Source organism: Pseudomonas sp. ANT_J28, from assembly GCF_008370005.1.
Taxonomy (GTDB): domain Bacteria; phylum Pseudomonadota; class Gammaproteobacteria; order Pseudomonadales; family Pseudomonadaceae; genus Aquipseudomonas; species Aquipseudomonas frigoris.
Genome location: NZ_VOBM01000019.1, coordinates 85,973 through 110,872, shown reverse-complemented (window position 1 = coordinate 110,872; position 24,900 = coordinate 85,973). Strand labels below are relative to the sequence as shown.

Here is a 24,900-nt window from a genome sequence, read left to right as displayed (position 1 = left end):
AAGCCGAAGACGGCTTCTTCGAATAGGCCTGATACATAGATGCAACGGGGCGGCGGTTTTTCAAAAGCGGGTAGACAGTGGGGGCGAGTCCATACATAGCAGCTGCCGAGCCTGCGAGGCTGCGTTCGGCTGCGAAGCAGTCGTGAAATCATGCACCGCGGTCCGTCAGTTACACCGTGCATTCAGGGTTTACGACTGCTTCGCAGCCGAACGCAGGCTTCGCCAGCTGCTACAGGGATCGTTTACCGGAACAAAATCAGTGTCAGCCCCACAACAGTCGCCAACACCAGCGCCCAGCTCAACATCAAGCGGCGCCACAGTCGCGGTGCGTGGCGCATCTCCATGAAGCCATCGGTGATCAGCCACGCCTTGCCGACTGCCACCAGCAAGATGGCAATCGACAACAACCACGTCGCACCGGCCTGGGCCAGCAACACCGTGCACACGCTTAACGTGGCAAGCGCTGCCCAACAGACGAGCAAAACCCTGGAAACAGTCATGAGAACCTCGTCAACTCAGCACGTAGACCAGCGGAAAAAGCATGACCCAGATCAGATCGACCATGTGCCAATAGAGCACGCCGGATTCAAAGCCACTGCGCTTACTGACGTCATACAGGCCACGGCGACAGCGCTCGGCCAGCCATCCGAGAATGACCATACCGAGCACTACGTGGAGAAAATGAAAACCGGTGAGGATCCAGTAGAGGGTGAAAAAGGTGTTGTGCTCCATGCCCAGCCCCGAGGCCAGCAAGTGCCGGTATTCCTTGAGTTTCAGCCCCACGTAGAGACTGGCGGCGAGCAACGCCATCAGCAGGAAGACGGCGCCGTAACGGGATCGTGAGCGCCTGACTTGCTCCTGCGCCAGCGCGGCGAATAGGCCCGCGGTGAGCAGGCTCAGGGTCATCGCCAGCCCGGTTGAGGTGTTCAGCAACAGACGGCTTTCACTGAACATCTGCGGCTTGAGCGCTTGGGTCACGGCGAACGCCAGAATCAGGATGGCGAACACCGACAGCTCGGCCAAAATGAAAAACCACATCGCCAGATCGCCCGGCAAGTGGCGTTGCGAAACGCCCTTGGACTCAGCCGAAGTGGACATCAACCACGTCCATCAGCGCGGCAACGGTCAGCGGATCATCACTCAGCGGCTCGGCCAGGCAGGCCATGCACGCCTCGCGGGGGCTCATGCCGGAGCGGATCATCCGCGCGGTGAAAATCAGCAGTCGCGTTGAGGCGACCTCCTCCAGATCATGTTGATCGAGCCGGCGCAGCGCCTGGCCCAGCCGCACTACTTGCGCTGCCAGCGCGCTGTCCACCTGAGCCTCGCGGGCAACGATGCGTTCCTCATCGGCCACCGGCGGATAGCCGAAACGCATCGCCACGAAGCGTTGGCGAGTGCTGGGTTTCATGCCTTTGAGCAGGTTCTGGTAACCGGGGTTGTAAGACACCACAAGCATGAATGACGGCGGCGCCTTCAGTACTTCGCCGGTGCGTTCCAGGAACAGCTCCCGACGATCATCGGCCAGTGGATGCAGTACGACCACGGTGTCCTGACGCGCCTCCACCACTTCGTCGAGGTAACAGATGCCGCCTTCACGCACCGCGCGGGTCAGTGGCCCGTCCTGCCACCAGGTGCCCTGGGCACCGATCAGGTGACGGCCGATCAGGTCGGCCGCGCTCAGATCATCGTGGCAAGCCACGGTGTACAGCGGCAGTTTCAGCCGATGGGCCATGTGCTGGACGAAACGAGTTTTGCCGCAGCCCGTCGGGCCTTTGATCAGCACCGGCATGCCATGTCTCCAGGCTTGTTCGAACAGCGCCTCCTCATTATTCAGCGGTTGGTAGAAGGGTTCGATCGGGTGTTTGCAAGACTGGGTACGGTCCATGAGCTGCCTGTTCCAAAAGCGGATTCAAGGAACACGCTACGGGCCCCTGCGACAACCTGGCAAGTGAGATGGCCGGCAAACTTGATCTTCGTCAAGCGAACATTGGCCTGCTCGGGCATAGCCTTGCACGGCACTAAGAACCTGCGTTCTGCGCTGCCGTTTCAGCACATCGCAAAGGTCTTGCCTGAGGAGAAATGGAATGCTGATCAGCAATAGAAAAACGTTTGCCCTGACCCTGACCACGCTGTGTTCGGCACTGGCCCTGGCGGTGAGTCATGCCGCCAGCGCTGAAGAGCCCGCCGCCGCTGCGGCCAACCCGCCCATGGTCAAAACCGTGGGTGCTCCCGACATGAGCCAGGCCGAGTTCGACTCGTCCAAGGAAATCTACTTCCAGCGCTGTGCAGGCTGCCACGGTGTGCTGCGCAAAGGCGCGACCGGCAAACCGTTGACACAGGACATCACCCAGAGCCGCGGGCAACCGTATCTGGAGGCCTTGATTACCTACGGTTCTCCGGCGGGCATGCCGAACTGGGGGACGTCCAATGCGCTGACCAAGGATCAGATCACGTCAATGGCCAAGTTCATTCAACATTCGCCTCCGACGCCACCGGAATGGGGCATGGCCGAGACGCTGAAAACGTGGAAAGTGTTGGTCAAACCCGAGGACCGTCCGAAGAAACAGCTGAGCAAACTCAACCTGCCGAACCTGTTTTCGGTGACGTTGCGCGATGACGGCAAGATTGCCCTGATTGATGGGGACAGCAAGAAAATCGTCAAACTCATCGAGACCGGTTACGCGGTGCACATCTCGCGGATCTCTGCCTCGGGTCGCTACCTGCTGGTGATTGGTCGAGACGCACGGATCGACATGATCGACCTGTGGCCGGTCGAGCCGACCAAGGTCGCCGAAGTCAAAGTGGGCATCGAGGCGCGCTCGGTCGAGACCTCCAAGTTCAAGGGCTACGAGGACAAATACACCATCGCCGGTTCTTATTGGCCGCCGCAATTCACCATCATGGATGGCGAAACCCTGGAGCCGAAGCAGATAGTCTCGACCCGTGGCATGACCGTCGACAAGCAGGAATACCACCCGGAGCCTCGGGTCGCGGCGATTATCGCCTCCCACGAATGGCCGGAGTTCATCGTCAACGTCAAGGAAACCGGCAAGGTGATGCTGGTCAATTACCAGGACATCAAAAACCTCACTGTCACTTACATCGATGCCGCGCCCTTCCTGCATGACGGCGGTTGGGACAGCACGCATCGCTACTTCATGACCGCCGCCAACAACTCCAACAAGGTCGCCGTGATCGACTCCAAGGAGCGCAAGTTGACGGCGTTGGTGGACGTCGGCAAAACCCCTCATCCGGGTCGCGGCGCCAACTTCAACCACCCGACCTACGGCCCGGTCTGGGCCACCAGCCACCTGGGTGATGACGGCATCTCGCTGATCGGCACCGACCCGACCAAACACCCGCAATACGCCTGGAAACAGGTCGCCTCGCTCAAGGGCCAGGGCGGCGGATCGCTGTTTATCAAAACCCACCCCAACTCCCGTCACCTGTACGTCGACACCACCCTCAACCCGGACGCCAAGCTCAGCCAGTCGGTCGCGGTGTTCGACATCGACATACTCGATGCCGGCTACACCGTGCTGCCCATCGCCGAATACGCCGGCATCAAGCAAGGCGCGATGCGCGTCGTGCAACCGGAATTCAACAAGGCCGGCGATGAAGTCTGGTTCTCCGTGTGGAGCGGCCAGGCAGACGAGTCGGCGCTGGTGGTGATCGACGACAAAACACTGAAGCTCAAGTCAGTCATCAAGGACAAACGACTGATCACACCCACCGGGAAGTTCAATGTCTACAACACCCAACACGACATCTATTGAGCTCCATCAATGCAAGGAAACACCATGAAAAATACTCTGTTCTCACTGTTCGCCCTGACCGCTGCGCTGAGCGTGCAGCCGGCCATGGCCCAAGACGCGCTGGAGCTGTTCAAAAGCAAACCCTGCACAGCCTGTCACTCCATCGACACCAAGATTGTCGGCCCGGCGCTCAAGGATGTAGCGGCCAAGAACGCTGGCGTACCCGGGGCCGTGGACACCTTGGCTGGCCACATCAAGAACGGTACACAAGGCAATTGGGGCCCGATGCCAATGCCGGCCAACCCGGTGACTGAAGAGGAAGCGAAGATTCTCGCGACCTGGGTCCTGACACTCAAATAACCGCCTGGAGGGCGTCAAGATGGTTTATCGACACGCTGTGATTCTGGCGGCCCTCCTCCTCATTTGCGCAACTGCGGTTGCGGCGCCGGACGCCCAGCGGCAGGCGCAACTCGAACACCTGCTGACCCAGGACTGCGGCGCCTGCCATGGGCTGCACCTCACCGGTGGGCTGGGCCCCGAACTGACCCGCGCAGCGCTGGCCGGCAAGTCACGGGACAGCCTGATTGCCACCGTCTCCCAAGGCCGGCCCGGCACCGCGATGCCCGGTTGGGCCCCGTTGCTCAACCCCGGCGACATCCAGTGGCTAGTCGATCTTCTACTCCAGGGATATCCCGCACCATGATCCGTTCAATCCTGCTGTCAGCGGCGACCGGGCTGTTGTTGTCCGCTTGCGTTCAACCACCGTTGCGCGGCACTGGCGATCTGGGTGTGGTCGTGGAGCGCGCCACCGGTAGCGTGCAAATCATCGAAAGCGATACCCACACCGCGCTGGCCCGACTCGAGGGTTTCGGCGACCTGTCCCATGCCTCGGTGGTGTTCTCGCGTGACCAGCGCTACGCCTATGTGTTCGGGCGCGACGGCGGGTTGAGCAAAATCGATTTGCTGACCCGGCGTATCGACCATCGCGTCATCCAGGGCGGCAACAGCATTGGCGGGGCCATCAGTCAGGACGGCAAGTTGATCGCGGTGTCCAACTACGTGCCCGGCGGGGTCAAGGTGTTCGATGCCGACACCCTGCAGCAGGTGGCCGATATTCCGGCCACGCCGCTCGCCGACGGCACCAAGCGCTCCCGGGTGGTTGGCCTGGTCGACGCACCGGGGCAACGTTTTGTGTTCAGCCTGTTCGATACCGGCGAGATCTGGACCGCCGATTTCAGTCAGGGCAACACACCGCAGATCAGCCGTTTCACCGGCATCGGTGAGCAACCTTACGACGCCCTGATTACCCCCGATGGGCGCTATTACATGGCCGGCCTGTTCGGTGAAGACGGCATGGCGCAACTCGACCTCTGGCATCCAGAACGCGGCGTGCAGCGGGTACTCGGCGACTACGGACGCGGCCAGGCGAAACTCCCGGTCTACAAGATGCCGCATCTGGAAGGCTGGGCCGTCGCCGACAATCAGGCCTTCGTACCCGCCGTCGGCCGTCATCAGGTGCTGGTGATGGATTCGCGCACCTGGCAGCAGACCGCTGTGATCCCCGTCGCCGGCCAACCGGTGTTCGTCACGTCGCGCCCGGACGGTCGGCAGCTATGGGTCAACTTCGCCTACCCGGACAACGATCGGGTTCAGGTCATCGACACCGAAACTCACGCCGTGGTCGCCGATCTGCACCCGGGGCCAGCGGTGCTGCACATGGAATTCACCGCACGCGGCGACCAGCTGTGGCTGTCGTTACGCGACGGCGATCAGGTTCAGGTCTGGGATCCATACAGCCTGAAGCTGCTGAGTACCCTGCCAGCCTCCGCGCCAAGCGGCATCTTCTTCAGCAGTCGCGCGCAGAAAATGGGGTATTGAAATGGACCTTGAACTGCTCAGCCGCCAACTCATCGACCGCTTCCAGCACGGCATGCCGCTGTGTCCGGCACCGTACAAAGAGATGGCGCGGATTCTCGGGTGCCGCGAATCGCAAGTGATGGACTGCCTGCAAGAAATGGATCAGGCCGGCACCCTCTCACGGATCGGCCCGGTGTTCGAACACAGCCGCGCCGGGGCCAGCACCCTCGCCGCCCTCGCCGTGCCCGCCGAACGCCTGCAACAGGTGGCCGATCGCGTCAGTCAGTACCCGGAGGTCAATCACAATTACGCACGGGAGCATTTCTACAACCTGTGGTTTGTGCTGACCGGCCCTGATCGCCAACACATCGACCGTGTGCTCAAGGAACTGGAGGACGACACCGGCCTCATGCCGCTGGACCTGCCGATGTTGACCGCCTACCGCATCGACCTCGGTTTTGCCCTGGGAGAAAACTCATGAAGCCTGGATTGAGCCCCAAACAAGCGCTGGCGCTGCGCCGGCACCTCGAAGGTGGGTTGCCGTTGGTAGCGCGCCCTTATCAGGAACTCGCCGAACGGATAAACACCGACGAAAACCAGGTGCTCGAACAAATGCGCCAGTGGAGCGAGCAAGGGCTGTTTCGCCGTATCGGCCTGGTGCTGCACCATCGCGCGCTGGGTTTTACCGCCAACGCCATGCTGGTGCTGGATATTCCCGATGCGCTGATCGACGAAGTCGGCCAGCGCCTGGGGCGAGCGCCCGGCATTAACCTCTGCTATCAGCGGCCCCGGCGCTTGCCGCAGTGGCGGTACAACCTGTTTTGCATGGTGCACGGACGTCAACGTGGCCAAGTGGAGGCGCAGATCCACGCGTTGCTGGAAGAGCATCTGCTGAGCGACCTGCCCCATCAATTGCTGTTCAGCACCCAGGTCTTCAAACAGTGCGGCGGCCGATTTGCGCCCTCGCGCACAGGAGCACCGACCCATGGATGACCTCGACCGTCGCCTGATCAACCGCTTGCAACTGGGCCTGCCGCTGGTGCGCCACCCCTGGCGGGTATTGGCTGCCGAACTGCAGAGCAGCAGCACAGAACTGCTCGACCGACTGCATGCCCTGCTCGATGACGGCGTGCTCACACGCTTCGGCCCGATGTTCGACATTGAACGGCTGGGCGGCGCCTTCACCCTCGCCGCACTGGCTGTCCCGGAAGAGCGTTTCGACGACGTCGCCGAGCAACTGCATGGCCTGCCTGAAGTGGCGCACAACTACCGACGCGAACACGCCTGGAACATGTGGTTCGTGCTCGGCTGCGCGACCGAACACGCCATCGCCGAGACCCTGCACCGCATCGAAACCCTGACCGGCCTGCCGCTGCTCAACCTGCCCAAAGAGGAGACCTACCATGTCGGTCTGTATTTCCCGGCCTGAAGACACCCTCGTCCAGCGTCTGATCGTGTTGACCCAGGCCGGTCTGCCGCTGCTGGACGACCCGTGGGCGTGGCTCGCCGAACAGCTGGGGCTGAACATCGAAGCCACCCTGGATCTGCTCAAGCGCTTGCAAGCCGAGGGCGCGATTCGGCGGATTGCCGCCGTGCCCAATCACTACCGACTGGGCTATCGCCACAACGGCATGACGGTCTGGGATGTGCGCGACACCGAGATGCCGCGCCTTGGCGCGCTGATCGGCGCGCAACCCTTCGTCAGCCACTGCTATCGCCGCCCACGCCGAACCGACTGGCGCTACAACCTGTTCGCCATGGTGCATGGCCGCAGCAGCGATGAAATCAACAGCTACCGCGAGCACCTGCGCTACTTGCTGGGCGACGCCTGTGGGGCCGACGAGATGCTGGTGAGCAGCCGCATCCTGAAAAAAACCGGCTTGCGTTTAATTCCGGTCAGTTCAACGCATACCTTGTAGCAGCCGGCGAAGCCTGCGTTCGGCTGCGCAGCAGTCGTGAAATCAGGCAGTGCGGTATGTCAGACACACCACGCACACAGGTTTTACGACTGCTTCGCAGCCGAACGCAGCCTCGCAAGCTCGACAGCTGCTACGGGCATCAGGCTTGCGTTTGCCTATTGCTTCCCGCTGAACACGCCCTGACTCAAGGAGAGTTGCATGTTGAGGATCAGCCAATACCTGCGCGCGCTGGACGGCCAGGCACCTGCGCCCAGAACCAGTCCACCAGGCACCCACCGGCCGCCGGTGGTGATCTGGAACTTGCTCAGGCGCTGCAACCTGACCTGCAAACATTGCTACGCCACCTCGGCCGACAGTGTCTTTCGCGATGAACTGGATACGGCCGCTGCGCTGACCGTGATCGACGACCTGCACGATGCCGGGGTGAAGGTGTTGATTCTTTCCGGTGGCGAACCGCTGTTGCGCGAGGATCTGTTTGTGCTCAGCGCCTACGCCCGGGCCAAGGGTTTCTTTGTGGCGTTGTCCACCAACGGCACGCTGATCGATAAGCAGAACATCGCACAGATCAGTGCAGCGAATTTCGACTACGTCGGGATCAGCATCGATGGCCTGGAAGCCACCCATGACGCCTTCCGCCAACTCAAGGGCAGCTTCGCCCGTTCCATGCAGGCGATCCGGCTCTGTCGCGAACAGGGCATTCGCGTCGGCCTGCGCACCACCCTGACCCAGGAAAACCATGCGCAACTGCCCCAATTACTCGCGCTGATGCGCGAGTACGACGTGCAAAAGTTTTATCTGTCGCACCTCAACTACAGCGGTCGCGGCAAACGCAGTCGCAAACTCGACGCGCACCAGCAGATGAGCCGCGAGGCCATGACGTTGATCTTCGAGCGAGCCTGGGCAGACATCCAACAGGGTCGCGACAGCGATTTTGTCAGCGGCAACAACGATGCCGACGCCATTCTCCTGCTGCAATGGGCAGGCCTTCGTCTGCCAGAGCATTACCCGCGCCTGGAAAACATGCTCCGCGCCTGGGGCGGCAACGCGTCGGGCAGCGGCATTGCCAACATCGACAACACCGGCGAAGTGCACCCGGACACCTACTGGTGGCAGCACTCGGTGGGCAATGTCCGGCGCACGTCGTTTCGCACGCTGTGGCTGGATCAGCCGGATACCCTGCTGCTGCGCCTGCGTGAGCATCCTCGCGCCGTCGGTGGACGTTGCGCGCAATGCCGCTGGTTGCCCATCTGCAACGGCAACACCCGCACCCGCGCCTGGGCCGAGGGAGATCTGTGGGGCCAGGACCCCGGCTGCCACCTCAGCGATGACGAAATCGGTATGCCACCGTCAACGACCATCCCTTGCATCACCCACTGAATAGCCCGTCCGGCCAACCACCTGACAAAGGCTGGGGCCGGCCAACCTGATGAAGCACCAAGGACGTCCCATGCCTCCATCAATTGCTATACCGACCTCACTTGAGTCCCCGTTCCGACCGGGCGAAGTTGCCCTGGTCGGCGCCGGCCCCGGCGATCCACGCCTGCTGACCCTGCGCGCCTGGAGCCTGCTGATGCAGGCCGACGCCGTGGTCTATGACAGGCTGATCAGCCCCGAACTGCTGTCGTTGATCCCCCTCACCTGCGCCCGCCATTACGTCGGCAAGGCCAGCGGCTGCCACAGCCTGCCCCAGGAACAGATCAACGAACTGCTGGCCGACCTCGCCGATCAAGGGCAGCGCGTGGTCCGGCTCAAGGGCGGCGACCCGTTCATTTTTGGTCGCGGCGCCGAGGAGCTGGAGTACCTGCTGCAACGCGGAGTTGACTGCCAGGTGGTGCCGGGCATTACCGCCGCTTCGGGCTGCAGCGCTTACGCGGGCATACCGTTGACCCACCGCGACCTGGTCAACTCCTGCCGCTTCATCACCGGCCATTTGCAACGCGATGGCGAGTTATCGCTGCCCTGGAGCAGCCTCGCCGACAGTAGCCAGACCTTGGTGTTTTACATGGGGTTATCGAACCTGGGGATCATCGCTCAACGCTTGATCGAAGCCGGGATGTCAGCCGATACGCCGGCGGCCTTGATCAGCAACGGCACGCGTCCCGACCAGCACGTCGCCCGTGGCAAGCTGCACCAATTACCGACCCTGGCGCTGGATTGTCCACCGGGCATTCCGACACTGACGGTGATCGGCACAGTGGTCGATCTGTTTGGCGCAGAACAACTGGAATACCCGGCGCGGCTTTACCCGGCCCAAGCACTGCAACGCCACGCCAAGGTGGCGATATGAGGCGAATGATCTTAGCCCACGTTTTATGGGTCAGTGCGGCCCATGCTGGCGCATCAGTTCCGGCACTTGAGCAAGCCGCGGAAAACTATCAGCAGCATTGCCAGCGCTGCCACGGCGCCAACCGTTTCGGCGCTGCGGGGCCGGCGTTGTTGCCGGAGAGTCTCAGCCGAATCAAACCTGATGAAATCCGCAGCGTGATTCAGAACGGCCGCCCCGCGAGCCAAATGGCCGGCTATGCCACTGTGTTCAGCCCCACGCAGATCGACGCGCTGGTGGATTACCTTCAGCAACCGCCCGCCACCCCGCCCACCTGGAGCAATGACGACATTCTCGGCAGTCACTCGATGCTCGCGGATCTCAGCAAATTGCCCACCACGCCCCAGCATGGCGCCGACCCGCTGAACCTGTTCGTGGTGGTGGAAGCCGGTGACCATCACATCGACATCCTCGACGGTGACCGCTTTGAGGTGCTGGCGCGGTTTGCTTCGCACTTTGCCGTGCATGGCGGGCCGAAGTTCTCACCCGATGGGCGCTTCGTCTACTTCGCCTCCCGTGACGGCTGGATCAGCCTGTATGACTTGCACAACCTGAAGCTGATCGCCGAGGTCCGCGCTGGTCTCAACACCCGCAACCTGGCGGTGAGCAAGGATGGACGCTGGGTGCTGGTGGGCAACTATTTACCCGGCAATCTTGTAGTGCTCGATGCCCGCGATCTGTCGCTGGTCAAAACCATTCCCGCCATCGGTCAGGACGGTACCGCGTCACGGGTCAGCGCGGTCTACTCCGCCCCGCCACGCGACAGTTTCATCGTGGCGCTCAAGGACGTGAAGGAAGTCTGGGAACTGTCCTGGGCCGGCACACCGGATTTCAAACCACGGCGGATCCCTGCCGGGGATTTCCTCGACGACTTCTCCTTTTCACCGGACTACAAACAGCTGCTGGCCACGTCGCGCAAGGCCCAGGGCGGTCAAGTGATCGACCTCGACAGCGGCAAGGTGGTCACCGACATACCGCTGCCAGGCATGCCGCATTTGGGCTCGGGGACCTATTGGAAACGCAACGGCGAGTGGGTGTTCGCCACGCCGAATATCAGCAAGGGGCTGATCTCGGTCATCGACTTCAAGACCTGGAAACTGATCAAGGAAATCCCGACCCTGGGGCCGGGTTTCTTCATGCGCAGTCACGTCAATTCACGGTATGCCTGGAGCGACGTGTTCTTCGGGCCCGACAACGATGCGATCCACCTGATCGACAAACAGACGCTGGAGATTGCCCACACCTTGCGCCCGATGCCCTGGAAAACCGCCGCTCATGTTGAGTTCACCCGTGACGGCCGTTATCTGCTGCTGAGCATCTGGGCCACCGACGGTGCGCTGATCGTTTACGACAGCAACACCCTCAAGGAGATCAAACGTATTCCGATGAACAAGCCTTCGGGCAAGTACAACGTGGGCAACAAGATCGAGTTTGCTGAGGGGACTTCGCACTAGGCCTTGGGTGTATATCCGTTTCTTCGGTAACGGCGGCTGACGGTTTCGCTTTTACAGCGAGTCACTTGGAAGAGCCCCAAGTAACCAAGGGCTTTTGCCCCTTTCGTTCGGTGCCTCGCCTAGGCTCGCCATGCCCTCGCTCCGGTCCTGCTCCGTGGGCCCGCCGCCATCGGCCATCCATGGCCGGGGGCGGCTAACCCGGCCGGCCTATCCTTCAAGCACACGCATTCCCCCTGTGGGAGCGGGCTTGCTCGCGAAGGGGCCGTGTCAATCGACATCAATGGCGGATGCCAGTCCGCCTTCGCGAGCAAGCCCGCTCCCACATTTGGATTTTTGCCTGGTGCGGGTTGGGTGTACGCCGCCGATGATCTGCGGGAGCGGGCTCGAAGGATAGGCCGGCCGGGTGGGCCGCCTCGCTTTTGATTTTGATCTTGATCTTGATCTGCCCCGTCGGAAGGCCGAGTGCAGGTTCTGCGCAGTGGGCACCGCGGCAAGGATGCCGCGGTAGCCGCCCCCGGCCATGGATGGCCGATGGCGGCCGGCCCACGGAGCAGGACCGGAGCGAGGGCATGCCGAGCCTAGGCGAGGCACCGTACGTCAGGGGCAAGAGCGTTTGGTTACTTGGCGCTTTTCCAAGTGACCCGCCGTAAGGGCGGAACCCTAAGTCGCCGTTACCGCAGCAACGGATATGTACTCCGAACGTAAATATTTCCCCTTCAGCCCAAGGTGTACCCGTTATCGACCTTCCAGTCCTGACCGTAGACACCTCGGGCGCCTTGAGACAGCTGAAAGATAATCACGTTAGCCACTGCTGCTGCATCGAGGAAATGACCAGGCAACAGACGTTTACCAAGAGTGTCAGCAACATCGCCAAGCTCCCCCTCGCTCAACCCCAGGTTGTCCCACATCGAGGTAGCAGTCGGTCCCGGAGAGACCAGATTAATACGCACATCAAAGCTCGCAAATTCCACCGCCAGCGTCCGCGCCTGAGCCGCGAGCGCAGCCTTGCTGGCAATGCAGGCGGCCAACCCGGGGAAGCTCGAACCGGTCAGAAAACTCCCGACAAACACCACCGAAGCAGGGCTCGCCAATTCACCCCGCAACGCCGCCAGCGTATTCAACGCCCCGGCACCGTTGACCGCCCACTGGCGCTGGAAGGCCTGCATGTCCAGGCTGTCGGCCATTTCGGCGACACCCGCGTTGGGCACCAGATAGTCCACGGGACCCAACGCCGCAGCGCGCTCGGACAGCTCGCGCAGGTCTTGCTGGCTCGTGACGTCCCCGGCAAACCACTGCAATCGCTCGCCGTAGATCTGCTGCAAGGCCGGCAATTCACCGAGGGTCCGTGACATCGCCAGCACCTTGACCCCGCGCGGTAACAGCGCGGCACACAGTGCCAGGCCAATCCCGGAGCTGGCACCCGTGACCACCGCCAAACGATCCTGAAACTCGGTTTTCATCATTTACTCCTGGGCATCACGGATGCCAAGCACTGGGGACATAGCGAGTCCCTATCTTTGAACAGGAGAAGAAAAAACGACTTGACGGCGATCAGATTTTTTCGACGTCGTTAGTGTTGCTGCAAAAGCGCCGGAGTGATCTCGCTGAACCGCAGCAAGCGACCGCCCTGTTCAGCAGCAAGCTTTTCAGCGGCCTCGCGACTGGAGAACGACGCCAGCACCACACCCATGGCGCCTTTGAGTTGGGTGCCAACCACGTAAAACGCGTCTTTGGCATCGATCAGGTGGGCGTCATCCGGCGCGTTCCAAGGGCTGCGGCCCATGTCGTGGACATACAGTTTTGCATCGCCATGATGATTTTCCGGCTGCAACCACCAACCGATCATTTCCGCCGTGGAGCAGAACTTCTTGACCCCGGCCCGCTCGACGACCTCGCCCTTGGGCCCGGGGAATCCGTTGATGATCATCCCGCAGACGTGGCATTCATCACTGGGATGAAAGGCTGCGGCGGCGTTGCTATAGGTGGCTTGTGCCGGGTTGTCACAGGCCGTCAGCAACAGACACATCATCAGGCCCACCACAGCGCGGACTGTCGCCAGATAAAACGTACTCATCGTCAACTGCTCCAAAACTATCAAAGTGGAAATTCATGTCGCCCGGCGACGAAACAACAGCCAGGCCGAGCCCAATGGCAGCGCCACCCAGAGCGACAGGCACAGCCAGAGCATCGAGCCCGGCATCGGCAAATCGCTGCCCAGCGTCAGCACACCCGTGGTGCCCCCGCCGGGCTCAAAACCGGAGAGGTTGATCAGGCGGTAGATGTCAGCGGGGTTGAGCAGCAGCAACCAAGGCAGCACTTTCGGGTTGAACTGCCCTTCGCTGAGCACCAACAGCGCCAGCAATGCCAGATCGAACACCAGCACGAAGAAGAACCAGACACCCAACGCCAGCCCGGCCGCCGTGGATTTCTCGGCGGACACACTGCTCAGCACATAGGCCAGCCCCAGAAACCCCCAACCCAGCAACGTCGACGACGCCATGAACCGGCCAAAAGCCCAGAGCAGCAGGCTCAGTTCGACATCGTCCACCAGCACGGCGATGGCCAGCATGGCGCAGCCGAAACCGATCAGTGTCGCCAGCGCCAGGATCAACCCGTGGCCGACGAACTTGCCGAGCAGAATCTGCCCGCGACCCAACGGGTACGTCAGCAACAGCAGTAAAGTGCCGCTCTCGTCCTCGCCGACGATGGCGTCATAGGCCAACAGCAACGCAATCAACGGCATCAAAAACGTCGCCAGACTGGCGAGGCTGGCGATGGTGGCCGGCACCGAGGTGAATCCCAATTGCCCAGAGGCCGCGGCGCCCAGCCAGGCGATGCCGATGGCCAGCACCGCGAACAACACACTGATCGCCAGCAACCAGCGATTGCGCAAACCGTCGCTGAATTCCTTGCGGGCCATGTTCCAGACAGCGTTCATACGGCCTCCCCGATCGGCGCCGCACCGGCCCGGCTCATGTAGTAGCGGTAAATATCTTCCAGAGACGGCTGATGGATTTCCACGTCGGCCGGTTCGTCTTCATTGAGCAGTTGGCGCAACAGCCCAAGCTTGCTGCCATTGAGCGCGGCGACTTCAAGACCTTCGACGCCCCAGCGCTCGGTGACGTGCCCGGCGTTGTTCCAGCGTTGCTGCAAGGGCCCGGCGTGCTTCAGGCCGTTGGCGCGAATCAGCGTCGGCAACCCGGCTTCCTCGCGCAAACTGTGCAGACTGCCCAGAGCCAGCAGGCGGCCCTGGGTCAGAATCGCTGCGCGGTTGATGTGCGCCTCGACACCCGGCAACACGTGAGAACAGAGAATGATGCTGGTGCCCTGGCTGCGCAGGCGATCGAGCAAGCGATAAAGATCCTGGGTGGCGATGGGATCGAGGCCGACGGTCGGCTCGTCTAGCAGCAACAAACGCGGCTCGCCGAGCAGCGCTTGCGCCAGCCCCAGGCGTTGGCGCATGCCTTTGGAGTAGGTCTTGACCCGTCGATGCGCCGCACCGGCCAGGCCGACCTCCTCAAGCAGCACCTCCACCTGAGCGAACGCGGCACCTTTGAGTCGTGCGAAATGACGCAAGGTCTCACGACCGCTCAGTTGCGGGTAAAACGTCACGTTCTCCGGCAGATAACCGAGCAGGCGTCGCACGTGGGGATCACTGGGCAAACGGCCGAACACCCTGACCTGCCCTTCGCTGGGCTGGAGCAGGCCAAGCACCAGTTTCATGCTGGTGGTCTTGCCCGCGCCGTTGTGCCCGAACAAGCCCAGCACTTCCCCTTCCGCCAGGCTGAGGTTGAGCTTATGCAACACCGTAGTGGAGCCATAGCGCTGGCTGACGCCTTCGATATCGATGACGTTCATGAGGTGGGCTCCTGGGTCAGGGTTTGAGTGGATGACTTCATCAGCGGATGGCTGTCCAGCACCCCCGGCGACTTCATCACCGGAAAGGCCCGTTGCACCCAGCGCAGCAACTCGATACCGGGGCTGTTCATCAACAGCCGCACTTGCGGGTACAGCCACAGCAAACGGTCGACGTTGTCATTGGGTTCGTAGACGATATCGCCGAGGCCGTCGTTGTTGCGGTCCCAGCCCAGGTAGTCGCTCCAGTAATTGCCCCGGCCATCCGCCGACCATTCCTGCAAGCGGGTGGCGACATACTTGACCTGTCGCTGGTTGCCGACGAAAGCGTTGTCGGCGATGCGGTTGTCCTCCGAGCCGGCGGTGAGGTGGATGCCCACGGCGCTGTGCTCGAAGTGGTTGTGTTCGATGCTGTTGAACAGCGAGTTGTAGATGAACAACGCCTTGCCCTCGGCGCCGCTGATCATGCTGTCGCCGGTCGAGCCGTCGCGCACGTCAGTGACGAAGTTGTCACGCAAGGTTGAATAGGTGATGTAGTTCATCAGGATCCCGTAGTTCTGATCCTGTTCGGAACGATTGCCAATCACCGTGAGCTTGCGGCTTTGCATCAAGGCGTAGCCGGTACGGGTACGGCGGGTGATGTTGCCGATCAGTTGGTTATCGTTGGCGAACATGTAATGCACGCCGTAGCGCAGGTCTTCCAGGGTATTGCCTTGCAGCAGGTTGCCGTTGGAGGTGTCGATGTAAATGCCGTCACGGGTGTCGCGCACCTGATTGCCAATGACCTTGGCGCCATGCACGGCATACAGATGAATGCCGTTGCCGCGATCCTGCGAGCGCATCGTCGGATCACCCTGAATGCGGTTGTCGATCAGGCTCACATCCTGAGTACCATCGACCCAGATACCGAACCCCTGGCCTTGCAGGCGATTGCCTTTAATCACCGCCCCATGGGCCTGGGGCTGGATAAACAGCGCTGCATTCATGGCCGTGAGGTCGTGCCCCCAATTCAGAAAGGTGCAGCCCTCGATGCCGACATCCGGCGCACTGATGATCAGACCGTTGCCCTGCCCCTCGCCCTGAAATACCGCACCCGGCTCGCAGACAATCTGCATCGGTTGATCGACGCTGAACGAGCCACGGTATTCCCCCGCCGGCAGGTGCCAGCGCTGCTCGGCGTCCACCGTCAACGGCAGCGTGGTGATGGGTTGCACCGCCAGCGCACTGCCGGACATCAGCAGGAGCGCAAACGCAATGACCTTCACCGGGTTTCCCTTGCTATCAGTCATTGCTTGGCTCCTGTCGATGGGCAATGCTCAGGCCTTCTCGACCTTCATGCGGCCGACCATTTCCATGTGCAGCGCATGACAGAACCAGCTGCAGTAGTACCAATGCAGGCCAGCCTTGTCGGCGGTGAAGGTGATCGATGAGGTCTGCTGCGGGCTGATTTCCATGCTCACGCCATGGTTGGTCATCACGAAGCCGTGGGTCACATCTTCGATCTGGTCGATGTTGGTGATGGTCACGGTGACTTCGTTGCCCTGCTTGACGGTGAACTCCGGCAGGCCATAGGCCGGGGCCATCGAGGTCATGTAGACGCGGACTTTGTTACCGTCGTGGATGACCTTGTTGTCGGTCTCCAGCTTGATGCCGTCCTTCGCGGCGATTGCCACGGTCTCGGCGAAAAACGGGTCGTTGCGGTCCCAGATCTTCTTGGTCTTGATCTGGTCGCGACGAGCCATGACGCAGTCGTGGGGTTCGGCGAAGGCCGGGCCGTCGTGCACCAGTTTCATTTCTTCGCCAGAGATATCGATCAACTGATCGTTTTCCGGGTGCAGCGGGCCGGTCGGCAGGAAGCGGTCCTTGGAAAACTTGCTGAGCACCACCAGCCACTGGCCGTCGGCCTCACGGGTTTCGGTCAGCGACGCATGGTTGTGGCCCGGCTGATACTGCACGTCGAGTTTCTGCTTGATGTAGTTGACCTTCTCGCCGGTGTAGGAGCGAACGGCCTCCTCCACGTTCCACTTCACCACCTGGCTGTCGATGAACAAGGTGGTGTAGGCATTACCGCGGCCGTCGTAGGTGGTGTGCAGCGGGCCCAGACCCAGTTCCGGCTCGCCGACCACCGCGTCACGCGGGTCCTTGAGTTTGTCGTCGAACAGATCATCCAGCTTCGCAGTGGCGATGATCGTGCAAGTGGGCGAGAGTTTGCCGGCGGCAATGAAGTACTTGCCATCGGGCGTCATATTGATGCCGTGTGGGTTCTTCGGCACCGGGATGTAACGGGTGAACGCGCTGTCCTTGCCGTCGTTTTTACGGCCGTCGACCACCGGCACCTTGGAGTCGCCGACAGTGATGAACTTGCCGGCCTTGATCGCCGCTTCGATGCGCTGGATGTTGAACACCACCACCCAGTCGCGCTCGTTACGCATCATGCCGCCCAGGTCGTAGGCCTTCTCCGAGTTGTAGCAGGTAGAAGCCGCGTACTTGCCGGTGTAGTCGGCGTCGGTGTTATCGAGGTTACCGTCAACGATGACCTGGAACGCCATCTCCATTTTCTCGGCATCAATGGCGTTGAACATGGTGTAGCTGTTCTTGTCCTGCAGGTCGAAGGTGCTGCCGTCATTGGGGTGCGGAATGATGAACTCGGCATTGGCGAACACGTACTTGGTGTGCGGGACTTTTTGCAGGCGCAGCCCGTGAACGGCCTGCACATTGGGCACGGTGAGCATCTTGTCGCACTTCATGATGTCCAGACGGATACGCGCAACGCGGCTGTTGGCCTTGTCGTTGATGAACAGGTACTTGCCGTCGTACTTGCCATCGGTCATCGACAAATGCGGGTGGTGGCAGTCGCCATTCCGGAAATGCGCGCTGTCGCCCATGACCCGTTTGCTTTCGTTGGTCAGGCCCCAGCCAGTGGCGGAATCGACGTTGAACACCGGGATGCGCAACAACTCACGCATCGACGGAACGCCCATGATCCGCACTTCCCCCTGATGGCCGCCGCTCCAGAAACCGTAGTACTGATCCAGTTCGCCCGGCCCGACGTGGGTTTTCAGTTGTGCGTCCTTGGCCGCTGCCGCCCATGTCTCACGGGTGAAGACCGCGCCACCGATGGCCGAGGCACCGGCCAGTACCGCCCCGGTCACCGCGCTGGTGCCCAGGAAGCCGCGACGACTGAGGCCTGTCGGTTCCGGCACTTCAGTGGTTTTTTTGGATTCTGTGTCGTTCATCAGGTGTTTTCCTTGAAGGGATAAAAACGGTCACTGCGCACAGGCGCTCGCGGGGTTCATTCCAGAGCGGTCACTTCCACGACAGGTATCAGTTGCACAGCAGCGGGTGCCGGTTTGCCGCGCTTCTTGCGCTTGTTGATCAGCGGCGGGCATTTGTTGTCGTTCTGGTACGTCATCTGGCAATCGAGGCAGTAGTGGCACTCGTTGGCATTGATGTGGCCATCCGGGTGAATCGCCTGGATCTCGCATTCCTTGGCGCACAGTTGGCAGGGTGTGCCGCAGTCCTTGCGGCGTTTGAGCCAGTCGAACAGGCGAAATTTGCTCGGAATCGCCAGCGCCGCCCCCAAGGGGCAGATGTAGCGGCAATAGACTTTGCGCGTGAAGATGTTGATGACCAGCAGCGCCACCGCGTAGAGCACGAACCACCACTGGCGGTCGAACCTGAGGGTGATGGCGGTCTTGAACGGTTCCACTTCGGCGAACAGTTCGGCGGTGGACATCGACTCCAGGGAGATGCCGAACAGCAGCAGCAAAATGATGTATTTGATCGCCCACAGCCGCTCATGGACCGCGAACGGCAATTCGTATTGGGGGATTTTCAGCTTGCGCGCGGCTTCGTTGATCAACTCTTGCAAGGCCCCGAACGGACACAGCCAGCCGCAGAACACACCGCGGCCCCACAGCAGAATGCTCGCAGCGGCGAAGACCCAGAGCATGAAGATCAGCGGATCGGTGAGAAACAGCTCCCAGCGAAAATGCTCGAACAGCGCATGCACAAAGGTCAGGACATTGACCACCGACAACTGCCCCAGCGTGTACCAACCGAGAAACACCACGGTAAAGAACAGGTAACCGCGGCGCAGCCAGTGCAGAAAATGCGGCCGGCGGGTGAACTTGTCTTGCAGGAACAGGATGGCCGTCAGCAGCAGCAACGCGGTCCCGAGTACGCCGATCTGGAAGTGTTTCTGGTACCAGATGGTCAACCACATTGGCCGACCGGCTTCCTCGATGGCGGCCAGTTCTTCGGCGCTGGGCAGTGGCCGTTCAAGGTACGGCTCGGGCAGTTGATAAGGCAGTTCGAAGCTGCTGAACGTGCCACTGACCGGCCCGGTCTGACGACGCACCAGCAACTCCAGGGACCAGGGCGATCCCGGATCGAACTTCGCCGGTTCGCGCACAATGAAAATCGACATCTCAGTGAATTCCGGCATGCCCTTGGCAAACACGTCGGAGAGCCGCTGATGGTCCATGTCGCGAAAACTGATGACGTTGCCGAACTGGCGCAATTGCACCCGATCGAAAATCCCGCCGCGCACATACCCCGAGCCTTTATAGGAAAACAGCCCACGACCCAGCACCGCGATGGCCTGTTCGCCAGGCTTGAGGTCTTGCATGAGGAATCGATATTGATTGTCGCCCAGCAGCGCGCGGCCGATGGTCGGCGGATTCAGGTCGGCGGTGTAGAGCTCGATAAAGGTCTCATCCACCTGATCGGCGGCGGCGTTTTCCACGCCTTCGGCGTCGGTGCCCTTGAAGGCGGCGTCGACCTGGCCACGAGTCAGGTTCAAGCGGCGGATGGCGCCGTTGCCGGTCAGTTGTTCCCAGGTGGCAGGCTCGAAAAAGTCCTGGCGTACGGTGGCGGGCTTGTGCGCCACACGGGCAGTGTCCTCGACCAGCTTGAGTGATACGGCCACGTCGTGTGCGGCGCGCATGATGATCTCGTTGACTACCATCGCCGTGACGGTAGCCCCTGCAATCGCATCGACGGTGACCGCGTTCGGGTCACTGGAATGGCCGACGACGACCCGCTGGCTGACCTTGACGCCTTTGTATTTGGCGCTGAAGCCGTGCAGTTTTGCCTCAGGGATGCCTATCAGCAGAATCGGCTCGTGGTGCTCCAGCACATAGGCATCCTGAATCATGCCGGTCGTGTCGAGAATCACTTGGGTGTTGATCGGTTTGCCCGAGTAGGCCGGAATATCCACCACGTCCAGGCTCTGGAACACATAACCGAGCACCTTGCCGGCGGCGGACAGTGTGCGCACCTTGACCCGGCCTTCGGGGGCGGAAACGGAATCGGTCTGAGGGAAGGTTTTCTCGATGCGCTGCTGCTCGATGTCGCCGTACTGCTTGGCCTGCACCCCGTCGAAGGTGGCGAGCATCAGCATCAGCAGGACCACCAGCCCGACGCCCCAGGCGCGCAGGTTGCCGTGTATCGAAGGCTGATGGATTGTCATGGGTTCGCTGATTTCAAAAGGGCTTTCGGTCATGTTAGGGAGCGTTGCGCCCCCTGCCCTTGATTGAAATCAACTTGAGTCCATAGAGGACACGCAGTCTCAAACCGTGCGTGAAAACTGTCCTTTTTGCTCACCCCCCAGATAGGCGTCAAACGCCATTGCGGCACTGCGCATCATCAAATGCCCTTGTGGCAGCAGCACCAATTCGTCGCGGTGAATCTGCAGCAACCCATCACGCACATGCTCGCCCAGCTGCGCCAGCGCCTCGGCAAAATACTCGGTGAAGCGAATGCCATGACGCGCCTCATACTTGTCGAACGCGATACGGCCATGGCACATCAGGTCGCTGATCACCTCGCGGCGCAGCAGGTCGTCGGCGTTCAAGCGATAACCCCGATGCACTGGCAACAACCCTTGATCGATACGGGCGTAGTACTGCGAAAGCTCCTTGACGCTCTGGCTGTAGCTGTCGCCGACCTTGCCGATCGACGACACCCCAAGGCCGATCAAATCGCAGTCGGCATGGGTGGAATAGCCCTGAAAGTTACGCTGCAAGGTGCCATTGGCCCGGGCCAGCGCCAGCTCGTCCTCCGGCAAGGCGAAATGATCCATGCCGATGTAGACGTAACCAGCCTCGGTCAGACGGCGGATGGTCAGCTCGAGCAATTCCAGCTTGCGCTCCGGTGGCGGCATGTCGGCGGGGCGAATCAGCCGTTGCGCGCGGACCATTTCCGGCAAATGCGCGTAGCTGTAGGCGGCAATCCGGTCTGGACGCAGCGCGATGATCTTGCTGAGGGTGACGTCGAAACTCTGCACGGTTTGCAGTGGCAGACCGTAGATAAGGTCGACGCTGATCGACTTGAATTGCGCCTCGCGCGCCGCAGCGACCAGCGCATAAATCTGCTCTTCACTTTGCAGGCGATTGACCGCTGCCTGCACGTCGGGGTCAAAGTCCTGCACGCCGAAGCTCAGGCGATTGAAGCCCAACTGGCGCAACGACTGAATCTGCTCGGTGCTGATGGTGCGCGGGTCGACCTCGATGGAAAACTCATGGTCATCGCTGTCATCCATGTTGAACGCCTGGTGCAGGCAGTCCATCAGGTCCGCCAGCTGTTCGCTAGTCAGATAGGTCGGCGTGCCGCCCCCCAGGTGCAACTGGGTGAGTTTGCGGGTGTTGTCGAACAAGGCCGCCTGCATCGCGATTTCACGCTTGAGGTACTTCAGGTACTCGACGGCGCGATGGGTTTTCTGGGTAATGATTTTGTTGCAGGCGCAGTAGTAACAAAGGCTTTTGCAGAACGGGATGTGGATATACACCGACAACGGTTTCGGCGCGGCCACCTGATTGCTGTCGCGGGCGGCACGCTGATAGTCGTCAACGGCAAACGCCTGGTGAAACTGCGGTGCCGTGGGGTAAGAGGTATAGCGCGGCCCCGGGTGGTCGTACTTTTCGACCAGGGCGCGATTGAAATCAAATGTCGTGTTCATGATCGATCAACTCGCAATGGGCCCGCCCAAATCCTTTTCAAACAGGTTGCAGATGGCATCCACTTCCGGCCGACCGGCGGGAAGGATGCTGATGAAACGGTCTGACAACTCAATCAACCCATCCCGGCTCAATTGCTCCAGCACCGGCCAGACAGAGGAAAAGTACTTGGAAAAAACCAGACCGTAGCGCCTCTCGATAGCGCGGATATCCAGTTCCTGATCACAGGCCAGACGCTCCATGACCATGTGCCTGATCTGATCCCCCGCCTCGAAGCGCCAGCCTCGATACGTCGGCAATTGCCGCATGTCCAGTTGCTGTTGATAGCGTTCAATCTCGTCGGTGTTTTGCGTATACAAATCGTCGATCTGGCTGATCGCACCCAAACCGAATCCGACATGATCGCAATAGCCGTGACGGGAGAAACCCTCACAGGTACGGCGCAACCGGCCGCGCTCCTGGGCGACCGCCAAATCATCATCAGGCCGGACAAACTGCCCCAGACCGATGTAGTGATAACCCGCACAAAGCAGTTGCTCGAAGCAGATCTGGCGCATCGCGCCTTTATCGTCCGGGCTACACAGTTCCCTGATTTTGTCACCGAGTGCCGGCCGATAGCGGCGTGGTGGCCGGGCATAATCGAACACCATCAGCCGGTCCGGCTCCAGCTCGATAATGGTCGCCAGCTTCAGCGCAAAACTGTCTGGCGTCTGCCAGGCGTGGCCAAAACCCAGATCGACGTTGATGGATCGAAAGCCAAAGGTGCGCGCGGCATCCATGAGCGACTGAATCGGCGCCGGGTTCTGGTAGCAGGCCACCGACCTGTCACAGTCGGCGTCGATATCCGGAACGCCGATGCTCACATGATTGAAACCTTGGTCGCGCAACAACCTCATGGTCGACCAGTCGGTATGGTGAAGGTCCACCTCGACGCTGTAGTCGCCTACTTCATGTTCGAGAAAGTTGAACCGGCCACGCAGGTGACTCATGAGCCGCTCCAGATTGGCAGGCGCGGGTGTTCCGCCCCCCAGATGAAACTGCTCGACCCGTTGCTCTGCACCGAGGTGACAACCGACGAGGTCGATTTCCCGCTCCAGATGCTGAAGGCACTGCTCGATACCGTTGTACTCGCTGGCGATATCACGTGGGGCACAGGAAGACGGCTTGAGGCTGGAAGGCAGTTGCACGTTCAGGGACAGCGGACGGCACTTCTGGCGGCTGACGCGCAGTGCACGAAGCAGATCCAGAGAGCCAACACCGTCATGAAATTTTTGCGTGTCGGCATGACAGTTAGGGTCAAGCACGCCTTGATCGCACCGATCGATCTCGCCTGGGTTGTGAAATAAATCGAGCATGACCGTCTCCGAGACTGGCTGCGGATTTTCAGTCTCCCGGTTTAACCATCCATGCTCCTTGATTTGCATCAAGCGCAAGCCAAGTGTCTGCACAACGGACCACCGGTCAAACCCGATTACCACGTCAGGTAAAACATGCCCTTGGCCAGCAGCACGATGACGATCATGTGGCAGAACAGGCTGCCATGGATGAAGTGCAGGTATCGCGGGCTCATCCGGCCGCTTTTGAACAACAACATGGCGCCCAGGAAATGCAGCAGCACACTCACGGCCACCGCGATTTTCAACGCCAACAATGTGCCGAACGATGAGGCCAGTGGTGAGGCAAGGGCTGGCAAGTAGCGCAACCAGACCATGCCCAGCCCCGCACCGAACAACACCAGCAGCACCCACGGCATCAGCGAGCGGGCCCGGCGACCGATACCCTGCTCTACCAGCAGCATCACTCTGGCGGGTAACTGTTTGCGGATGCTTTCCAGGAACAGGACTTCGAAGAACACCGTGCCGATGAAGATCAGCGCGGCAAACAGGTGCAAGGTCAGAATCAGCGGATAGATCATGGTGTTTTCGCCTTGGGTCAAGGCAACCCGCGCTACGGCGAACATTGGGGTGAGCGCACTGGCTGTCGGTCTCTTGAGACTACAGAGACTGCCTGGGTATTCGGTTGATACCGATCAAGAAAGCCGCAAAACACTCAAGCTTGTGTGCATATCCATTTCTGCGGTGATGGCTGATTACGGTTTCGCTTTTACAGCGAGTCACTTTCGAAAAGCGCGAAAGTAACCAAAGCGCTTCTGCCCCTTTCGTTCGGTGCCTCGCCTAGGCTCGGCACCGAACGAAAGGGGCAAGAGCCCTTGGTTACTTGGGGCTTTTCCAAGTGACTCGCTGTAAAAGCGAAACCGCCAGCCGCCGTTACCGCAGAAACGGATATGTCCCCCAACCTTAACTGAACAGCGTGGCGCCGACCCGTTCAGTGCCCACGAATGTAATGCTCCAGTTGCCGAATCAGATCCGCCTGTTCGACGATGGCTTCCTTGACCAGATCCCCAATCGATAACAGCCCGATCAGTTCTCCATCGTCCACCACCGGCAGATGTCGCAAATGACTGTCGGTCATGACCGCCATGCAACGCTCGATGCTCTGCTGACTGTCAGCGGTCACCACGGGCGCGCTCATGATGTCGCGCACCGGCGTACCGACCGAAGAGCGCCCCTGCAGCACGACCTTGCGCGCATAGTCGCGCTCGCTGATCACGCCGACCACCTGCCCGGCCTCGATCACCGGAAGCGCGCCCACGTTCTTTTCGGCCATGATCCTCAGGGCTTCAAGCACCATTTCATCGGGCGCGATGCTATGCACCTGGCGGTTTTGCACGACCTTGAGTTTCAGCAACTGTGCGGCTGTTTTCATCAGTGCCTCCGA

The 24,900-nt window shown here is 60.8% G+C and carries 25 protein-coding genes; 11 read left to right on the top strand and 14 right to left on the bottom strand.

All coding sequences use genetic code 11. The annotated features are described in order from the left end of the window. Positions 1–242: 242 nt before the first annotated feature. From FQ187_RS15600 to FQ187_RS15590, 3 genes are read right to left on the bottom strand one after another with little or no spacing between them, the layout of a single operon-like run. Positions 243–500 (bottom strand): cytochrome C oxidase subunit IV family protein, encoded by a 258-nt coding sequence (locus tag FQ187_RS15600; protein ID WP_149630174.1) that lies wholly within the window; start codon positions 498–500, stop codon positions 243–245. A gap of 10 nt (positions 501–510) precedes the next feature. Then, complete coding sequence (locus FQ187_RS15595; RefSeq protein WP_149630173.1) at positions 511–1,098, bottom strand: cytochrome c oxidase subunit 3; 588 nt, start codon at positions 1,096–1,098, stop codon at positions 511–513. Continuing rightward, positions 1,082–1,885 (bottom strand): CbbQ/NirQ/NorQ/GpvN family protein, encoded by an 804-nt coding sequence (locus FQ187_RS15590; protein WP_149630172.1) that lies wholly within the window; start codon positions 1,883–1,885, stop codon positions 1,082–1,084. Before FQ187_RS15590 ends, FQ187_RS15595 begins: the two co-directional genes overlap by 17 nt. 199 nt (positions 1,886–2,084) lie before the next feature. On the opposite strand from FQ187_RS15590, the gene FQ187_RS15585 reads away from it, so the two are divergent. The 11 genes from FQ187_RS15585 to FQ187_RS15535 all read left to right on the top strand — a co-directional run bounded on the left by FQ187_RS15585 (position 2,085) and on the right by FQ187_RS15535 (position 11,308). Continuing rightward, a complete protein-coding gene (locus tag FQ187_RS15585) occupies positions 2,085–3,776 on the top strand; it encodes a nitrite reductase (protein WP_149630171.1) in 1,692 nt (563 codons plus the stop codon). A 24-nt stretch (positions 3,777–3,800) separates the two neighbouring features. Then, positions 3,801–4,115, top strand: coding sequence for a c-type cytochrome (locus FQ187_RS15580; RefSeq protein WP_149630170.1), 315 nt, complete (start codon positions 3,801–3,803; stop codon positions 4,113–4,115). A 19-nt stretch (positions 4,116–4,134) separates the two neighbouring features. After that, a complete protein-coding gene (locus tag FQ187_RS15575) occupies positions 4,135–4,458 on the top strand; it encodes a cytochrome c (RefSeq protein ID WP_149630169.1) in 324 nt (107 codons plus the stop codon). Next, positions 4,455–5,633 (top strand): cytochrome D1 domain-containing protein, encoded by a 1,179-nt coding sequence (locus FQ187_RS15570; protein ID WP_149630168.1) that lies wholly within the window; start codon positions 4,455–4,457, stop codon positions 5,631–5,633. The genes FQ187_RS15575 and FQ187_RS15570 overlap by 4 nt, the downstream gene beginning before the upstream one ends. A 1-nt stretch (position 5,634) precedes the next feature. Then, entirely contained in the window at positions 5,635–6,093 is a 459-nt protein-coding gene (locus FQ187_RS15565; protein ID WP_149630167.1) for an Lrp/AsnC family transcriptional regulator, read from the top strand. After that, the gene (locus tag FQ187_RS15560; protein WP_149630166.1) at positions 6,090–6,605 is read left to right on the top strand and encodes an Lrp/AsnC family transcriptional regulator; all 516 of its coding nucleotides are present in this window, start codon (positions 6,090–6,092) and stop codon (positions 6,603–6,605) included. Before FQ187_RS15565 ends, FQ187_RS15560 begins: the two co-directional genes overlap by 4 nt. Then, on the top strand, positions 6,598–7,041 hold the full coding sequence (locus tag FQ187_RS15555) for an Lrp/AsnC family transcriptional regulator (RefSeq protein WP_149630165.1): 444 nt from the start codon (positions 6,598–6,600) through the stop codon (positions 7,039–7,041). Before FQ187_RS15560 ends, FQ187_RS15555 begins: the two co-directional genes overlap by 8 nt. Then, positions 7,016–7,531 carry an Lrp/AsnC family transcriptional regulator gene (locus FQ187_RS15550; protein WP_149630164.1) on the top strand — a complete coding sequence of 172 codons (516 nt, stop codon included), beginning with the start codon at positions 7,016–7,018 and terminating at the stop codon, positions 7,529–7,531. The genes FQ187_RS15555 and FQ187_RS15550 overlap by 26 nt, the downstream gene beginning before the upstream one ends. Positions 7,532–7,729: 198 nt before the next feature. Further along, a complete protein-coding gene (gene nirJ, locus FQ187_RS15545; protein WP_149630163.1) occupies positions 7,730–8,908 on the top strand; it encodes a heme d1 biosynthesis radical SAM protein NirJ in 1,179 nt (392 codons plus the stop codon). 70 nt (positions 8,909–8,978) lie between these two features. Continuing rightward, complete coding sequence (gene cobA / locus FQ187_RS15540) at positions 8,979–9,818, top strand: uroporphyrinogen-III C-methyltransferase (protein ID WP_149630162.1); 840 nt, start codon at positions 8,979–8,981, stop codon at positions 9,816–9,818. Continuing rightward, positions 9,815–11,308, top strand: coding sequence for a nitrite reductase (locus FQ187_RS15535; RefSeq protein WP_149630161.1), 1,494 nt, complete (start codon positions 9,815–9,817; stop codon positions 11,306–11,308). Before cobA ends, FQ187_RS15535 begins: the two co-directional genes overlap by 4 nt. Before the next feature lie 716 nt (positions 11,309–12,024). Here FQ187_RS15535 and FQ187_RS15525 read toward each other — a convergent pair. The 11 genes from FQ187_RS15525 to FQ187_RS15475 form a co-directional block, all read right to left on the bottom strand. Further along, a complete protein-coding gene (locus tag FQ187_RS15525) occupies positions 12,025–12,768 on the bottom strand; it encodes an SDR family NAD(P)-dependent oxidoreductase (protein WP_149630160.1) in 744 nt (247 codons plus the stop codon). A 110-nt stretch (positions 12,769–12,878) separates the two neighbouring features. Beyond that, on the bottom strand, positions 12,879–13,382 hold the full coding sequence (locus FQ187_RS15520; protein WP_149630159.1) for a nitrous oxide reductase accessory protein NosL: 504 nt from the start codon (positions 13,380–13,382) through the stop codon (positions 12,879–12,881). 33 nt (positions 13,383–13,415) lie between these two features. Continuing rightward, positions 13,416–14,246: an ABC transporter permease gene (locus FQ187_RS15515; protein WP_149630158.1), complete on the bottom strand. Its 831-nt coding sequence runs from the start codon at positions 14,244–14,246 to the stop codon at positions 13,416–13,418. Then, positions 14,243–15,166, bottom strand: a complete 924-nt coding sequence (locus FQ187_RS15510; RefSeq protein WP_149630157.1) for an ABC transporter ATP-binding protein — start codon at positions 15,164–15,166, stop codon at positions 14,243–14,245. Before FQ187_RS15510 ends, FQ187_RS15515 begins: the two co-directional genes overlap by 4 nt. Beyond that, positions 15,163–16,452 (bottom strand): nitrous oxide reductase family maturation protein NosD, encoded by a 1,290-nt coding sequence (locus FQ187_RS15505; RefSeq protein WP_149630156.1) that lies wholly within the window; start codon positions 16,450–16,452, stop codon positions 15,163–15,165. Before FQ187_RS15505 ends, FQ187_RS15510 begins: the two co-directional genes overlap by 4 nt. 27 nt (positions 16,453–16,479) lie before the next feature. Beyond that, the gene (nosZ, locus tag FQ187_RS15500) at positions 16,480–18,402 is read right to left on the bottom strand and encodes a TAT-dependent nitrous-oxide reductase (RefSeq protein ID WP_371925545.1); all 1,923 of its coding nucleotides are present in this window, start codon (positions 18,400–18,402) and stop codon (positions 16,480–16,482) included. Between the two features lie 53 nt (positions 18,403–18,455). Beyond that, positions 18,456–20,669: a transcriptional regulator NosR gene (gene nosR / locus FQ187_RS15495; protein ID WP_149630154.1), complete on the bottom strand. Its 2,214-nt coding sequence runs from the start codon at positions 20,667–20,669 to the stop codon at positions 18,456–18,458. Positions 20,670–20,735: 66 nt separating this feature from the next. Next, positions 20,736–22,124, bottom strand: coding sequence for an oxygen-independent coproporphyrinogen III oxidase (gene hemN / locus FQ187_RS15490; RefSeq protein WP_149630153.1), 1,389 nt, complete (start codon positions 22,122–22,124; stop codon positions 20,736–20,738). Positions 22,125–22,130: 6 nt separating this feature from the next. Continuing rightward, the gene (locus FQ187_RS15485; RefSeq protein WP_149630177.1) at positions 22,131–23,477 is read right to left on the bottom strand and encodes a coproporphyrinogen III oxidase; all 1,347 of its coding nucleotides are present in this window, start codon (positions 23,475–23,477) and stop codon (positions 22,131–22,133) included. A gap of 116 nt (positions 23,478–23,593) precedes the next feature. Continuing rightward, positions 23,594–24,037, bottom strand: a complete 444-nt coding sequence (locus tag FQ187_RS15480; RefSeq protein ID WP_134420404.1) for a CopD family copper resistance protein — start codon at positions 24,035–24,037, stop codon at positions 23,594–23,596. Positions 24,038–24,447: 410 nt separating this feature from the next. Beyond that, a complete protein-coding gene (locus tag FQ187_RS15475; protein WP_149630152.1) occupies positions 24,448–24,888 on the bottom strand; it encodes a CBS domain-containing protein in 441 nt (146 codons plus the stop codon). Between the last annotated feature and the right edge of the window lie 12 nt (positions 24,889–24,900).

Excerpts from the sequence above, each read along its gene's own strand:
- FQ187_RS15600 (WP_149630174.1), bottom strand. The coding sequence starts at position 500 with ATGACTGTTTCCAGGGTTTTGCTCGTCTGTTGGGCAGCGCTTGCCACG.
- FQ187_RS15595 (WP_149630173.1), bottom strand. The coding sequence starts at position 1,098 with ATGTCCACTTCGGCTGAGTCCAAGGGCGTTTCGCAACGCCACTTGCCG.
- FQ187_RS15590 (WP_149630172.1), bottom strand. The coding sequence starts at position 1,885 with ATGGACCGTACCCAGTCTTGCAAACACCCGATCGAACCCTTCTACCAA.
- FQ187_RS15585 (WP_149630171.1), top strand. The coding sequence starts at position 2,085 with ATGCTGATCAGCAATAGAAAAACGTTTGCCCTGACCCTGACCACGCTG.
- FQ187_RS15580 (WP_149630170.1), top strand. The coding sequence starts at position 3,801 with ATGAAAAATACTCTGTTCTCACTGTTCGCCCTGACCGCTGCGCTGAGC.
- FQ187_RS15575 (WP_149630169.1), top strand. The coding sequence starts at position 4,135 with ATGGTTTATCGACACGCTGTGATTCTGGCGGCCCTCCTCCTCATTTGC.
- FQ187_RS15570 (WP_149630168.1), top strand. The coding sequence starts at position 4,455 with ATGATCCGTTCAATCCTGCTGTCAGCGGCGACCGGGCTGTTGTTGTCC.
- FQ187_RS15565 (WP_149630167.1), top strand. The coding sequence starts at position 5,635 with ATGGACCTTGAACTGCTCAGCCGCCAACTCATCGACCGCTTCCAGCAC.
- FQ187_RS15560 (WP_149630166.1), top strand. The coding sequence starts at position 6,090 with ATGAAGCCTGGATTGAGCCCCAAACAAGCGCTGGCGCTGCGCCGGCAC.
- FQ187_RS15555 (WP_149630165.1), top strand. The coding sequence starts at position 6,598 with ATGGATGACCTCGACCGTCGCCTGATCAACCGCTTGCAACTGGGCCTG.
- FQ187_RS15550 (WP_149630164.1), top strand. The coding sequence starts at position 7,016 with ATGTCGGTCTGTATTTCCCGGCCTGAAGACACCCTCGTCCAGCGTCTG.
- nirJ (WP_149630163.1), top strand. The coding sequence starts at position 7,730 with ATGTTGAGGATCAGCCAATACCTGCGCGCGCTGGACGGCCAGGCACCT.
- cobA (WP_149630162.1), top strand. The coding sequence starts at position 8,979 with ATGCCTCCATCAATTGCTATACCGACCTCACTTGAGTCCCCGTTCCGA.
- FQ187_RS15535 (WP_149630161.1), top strand. The coding sequence starts at position 9,815 with ATGAGGCGAATGATCTTAGCCCACGTTTTATGGGTCAGTGCGGCCCAT.
- FQ187_RS15525 (WP_149630160.1), bottom strand. The coding sequence starts at position 12,768 with ATGAAAACCGAGTTTCAGGATCGTTTGGCGGTGGTCACGGGTGCCAGC.
- FQ187_RS15520 (WP_149630159.1), bottom strand. The coding sequence starts at position 13,382 with ATGAGTACGTTTTATCTGGCGACAGTCCGCGCTGTGGTGGGCCTGATG.
- FQ187_RS15515 (WP_149630158.1), bottom strand. The coding sequence starts at position 14,246 with ATGAACGCTGTCTGGAACATGGCCCGCAAGGAATTCAGCGACGGTTTG.
- FQ187_RS15510 (WP_149630157.1), bottom strand. The coding sequence starts at position 15,166 with ATGAACGTCATCGATATCGAAGGCGTCAGCCAGCGCTATGGCTCCACT.
- FQ187_RS15505 (WP_149630156.1), bottom strand. The coding sequence starts at position 16,452 with ATGACTGATAGCAAGGGAAACCCGGTGAAGGTCATTGCGTTTGCGCTC.
- nosR (WP_149630154.1), bottom strand. The coding sequence starts at position 20,669 with ATGACCGAAAGCCCTTTTGAAATCAGCGAACCCATGACAATCCATCAG.
- hemN (WP_149630153.1), bottom strand. The coding sequence starts at position 22,124 with ATGAACACGACATTTGATTTCAATCGCGCCCTGGTCGAAAAGTACGAC.
- FQ187_RS15485 (WP_149630177.1), bottom strand. The coding sequence starts at position 23,477 with ATGCTCGATTTATTTCACAACCCAGGCGAGATCGATCGGTGCGATCAA.
- FQ187_RS15480 (WP_134420404.1), bottom strand. The coding sequence starts at position 24,037 with ATGATCTATCCGCTGATTCTGACCTTGCACCTGTTTGCCGCGCTGATC.
- FQ187_RS15475 (WP_149630152.1), bottom strand. The coding sequence starts at position 24,888 with ATGAAAACAGCCGCACAGTTGCTGAAACTCAAGGTCGTGCAAAACCGC.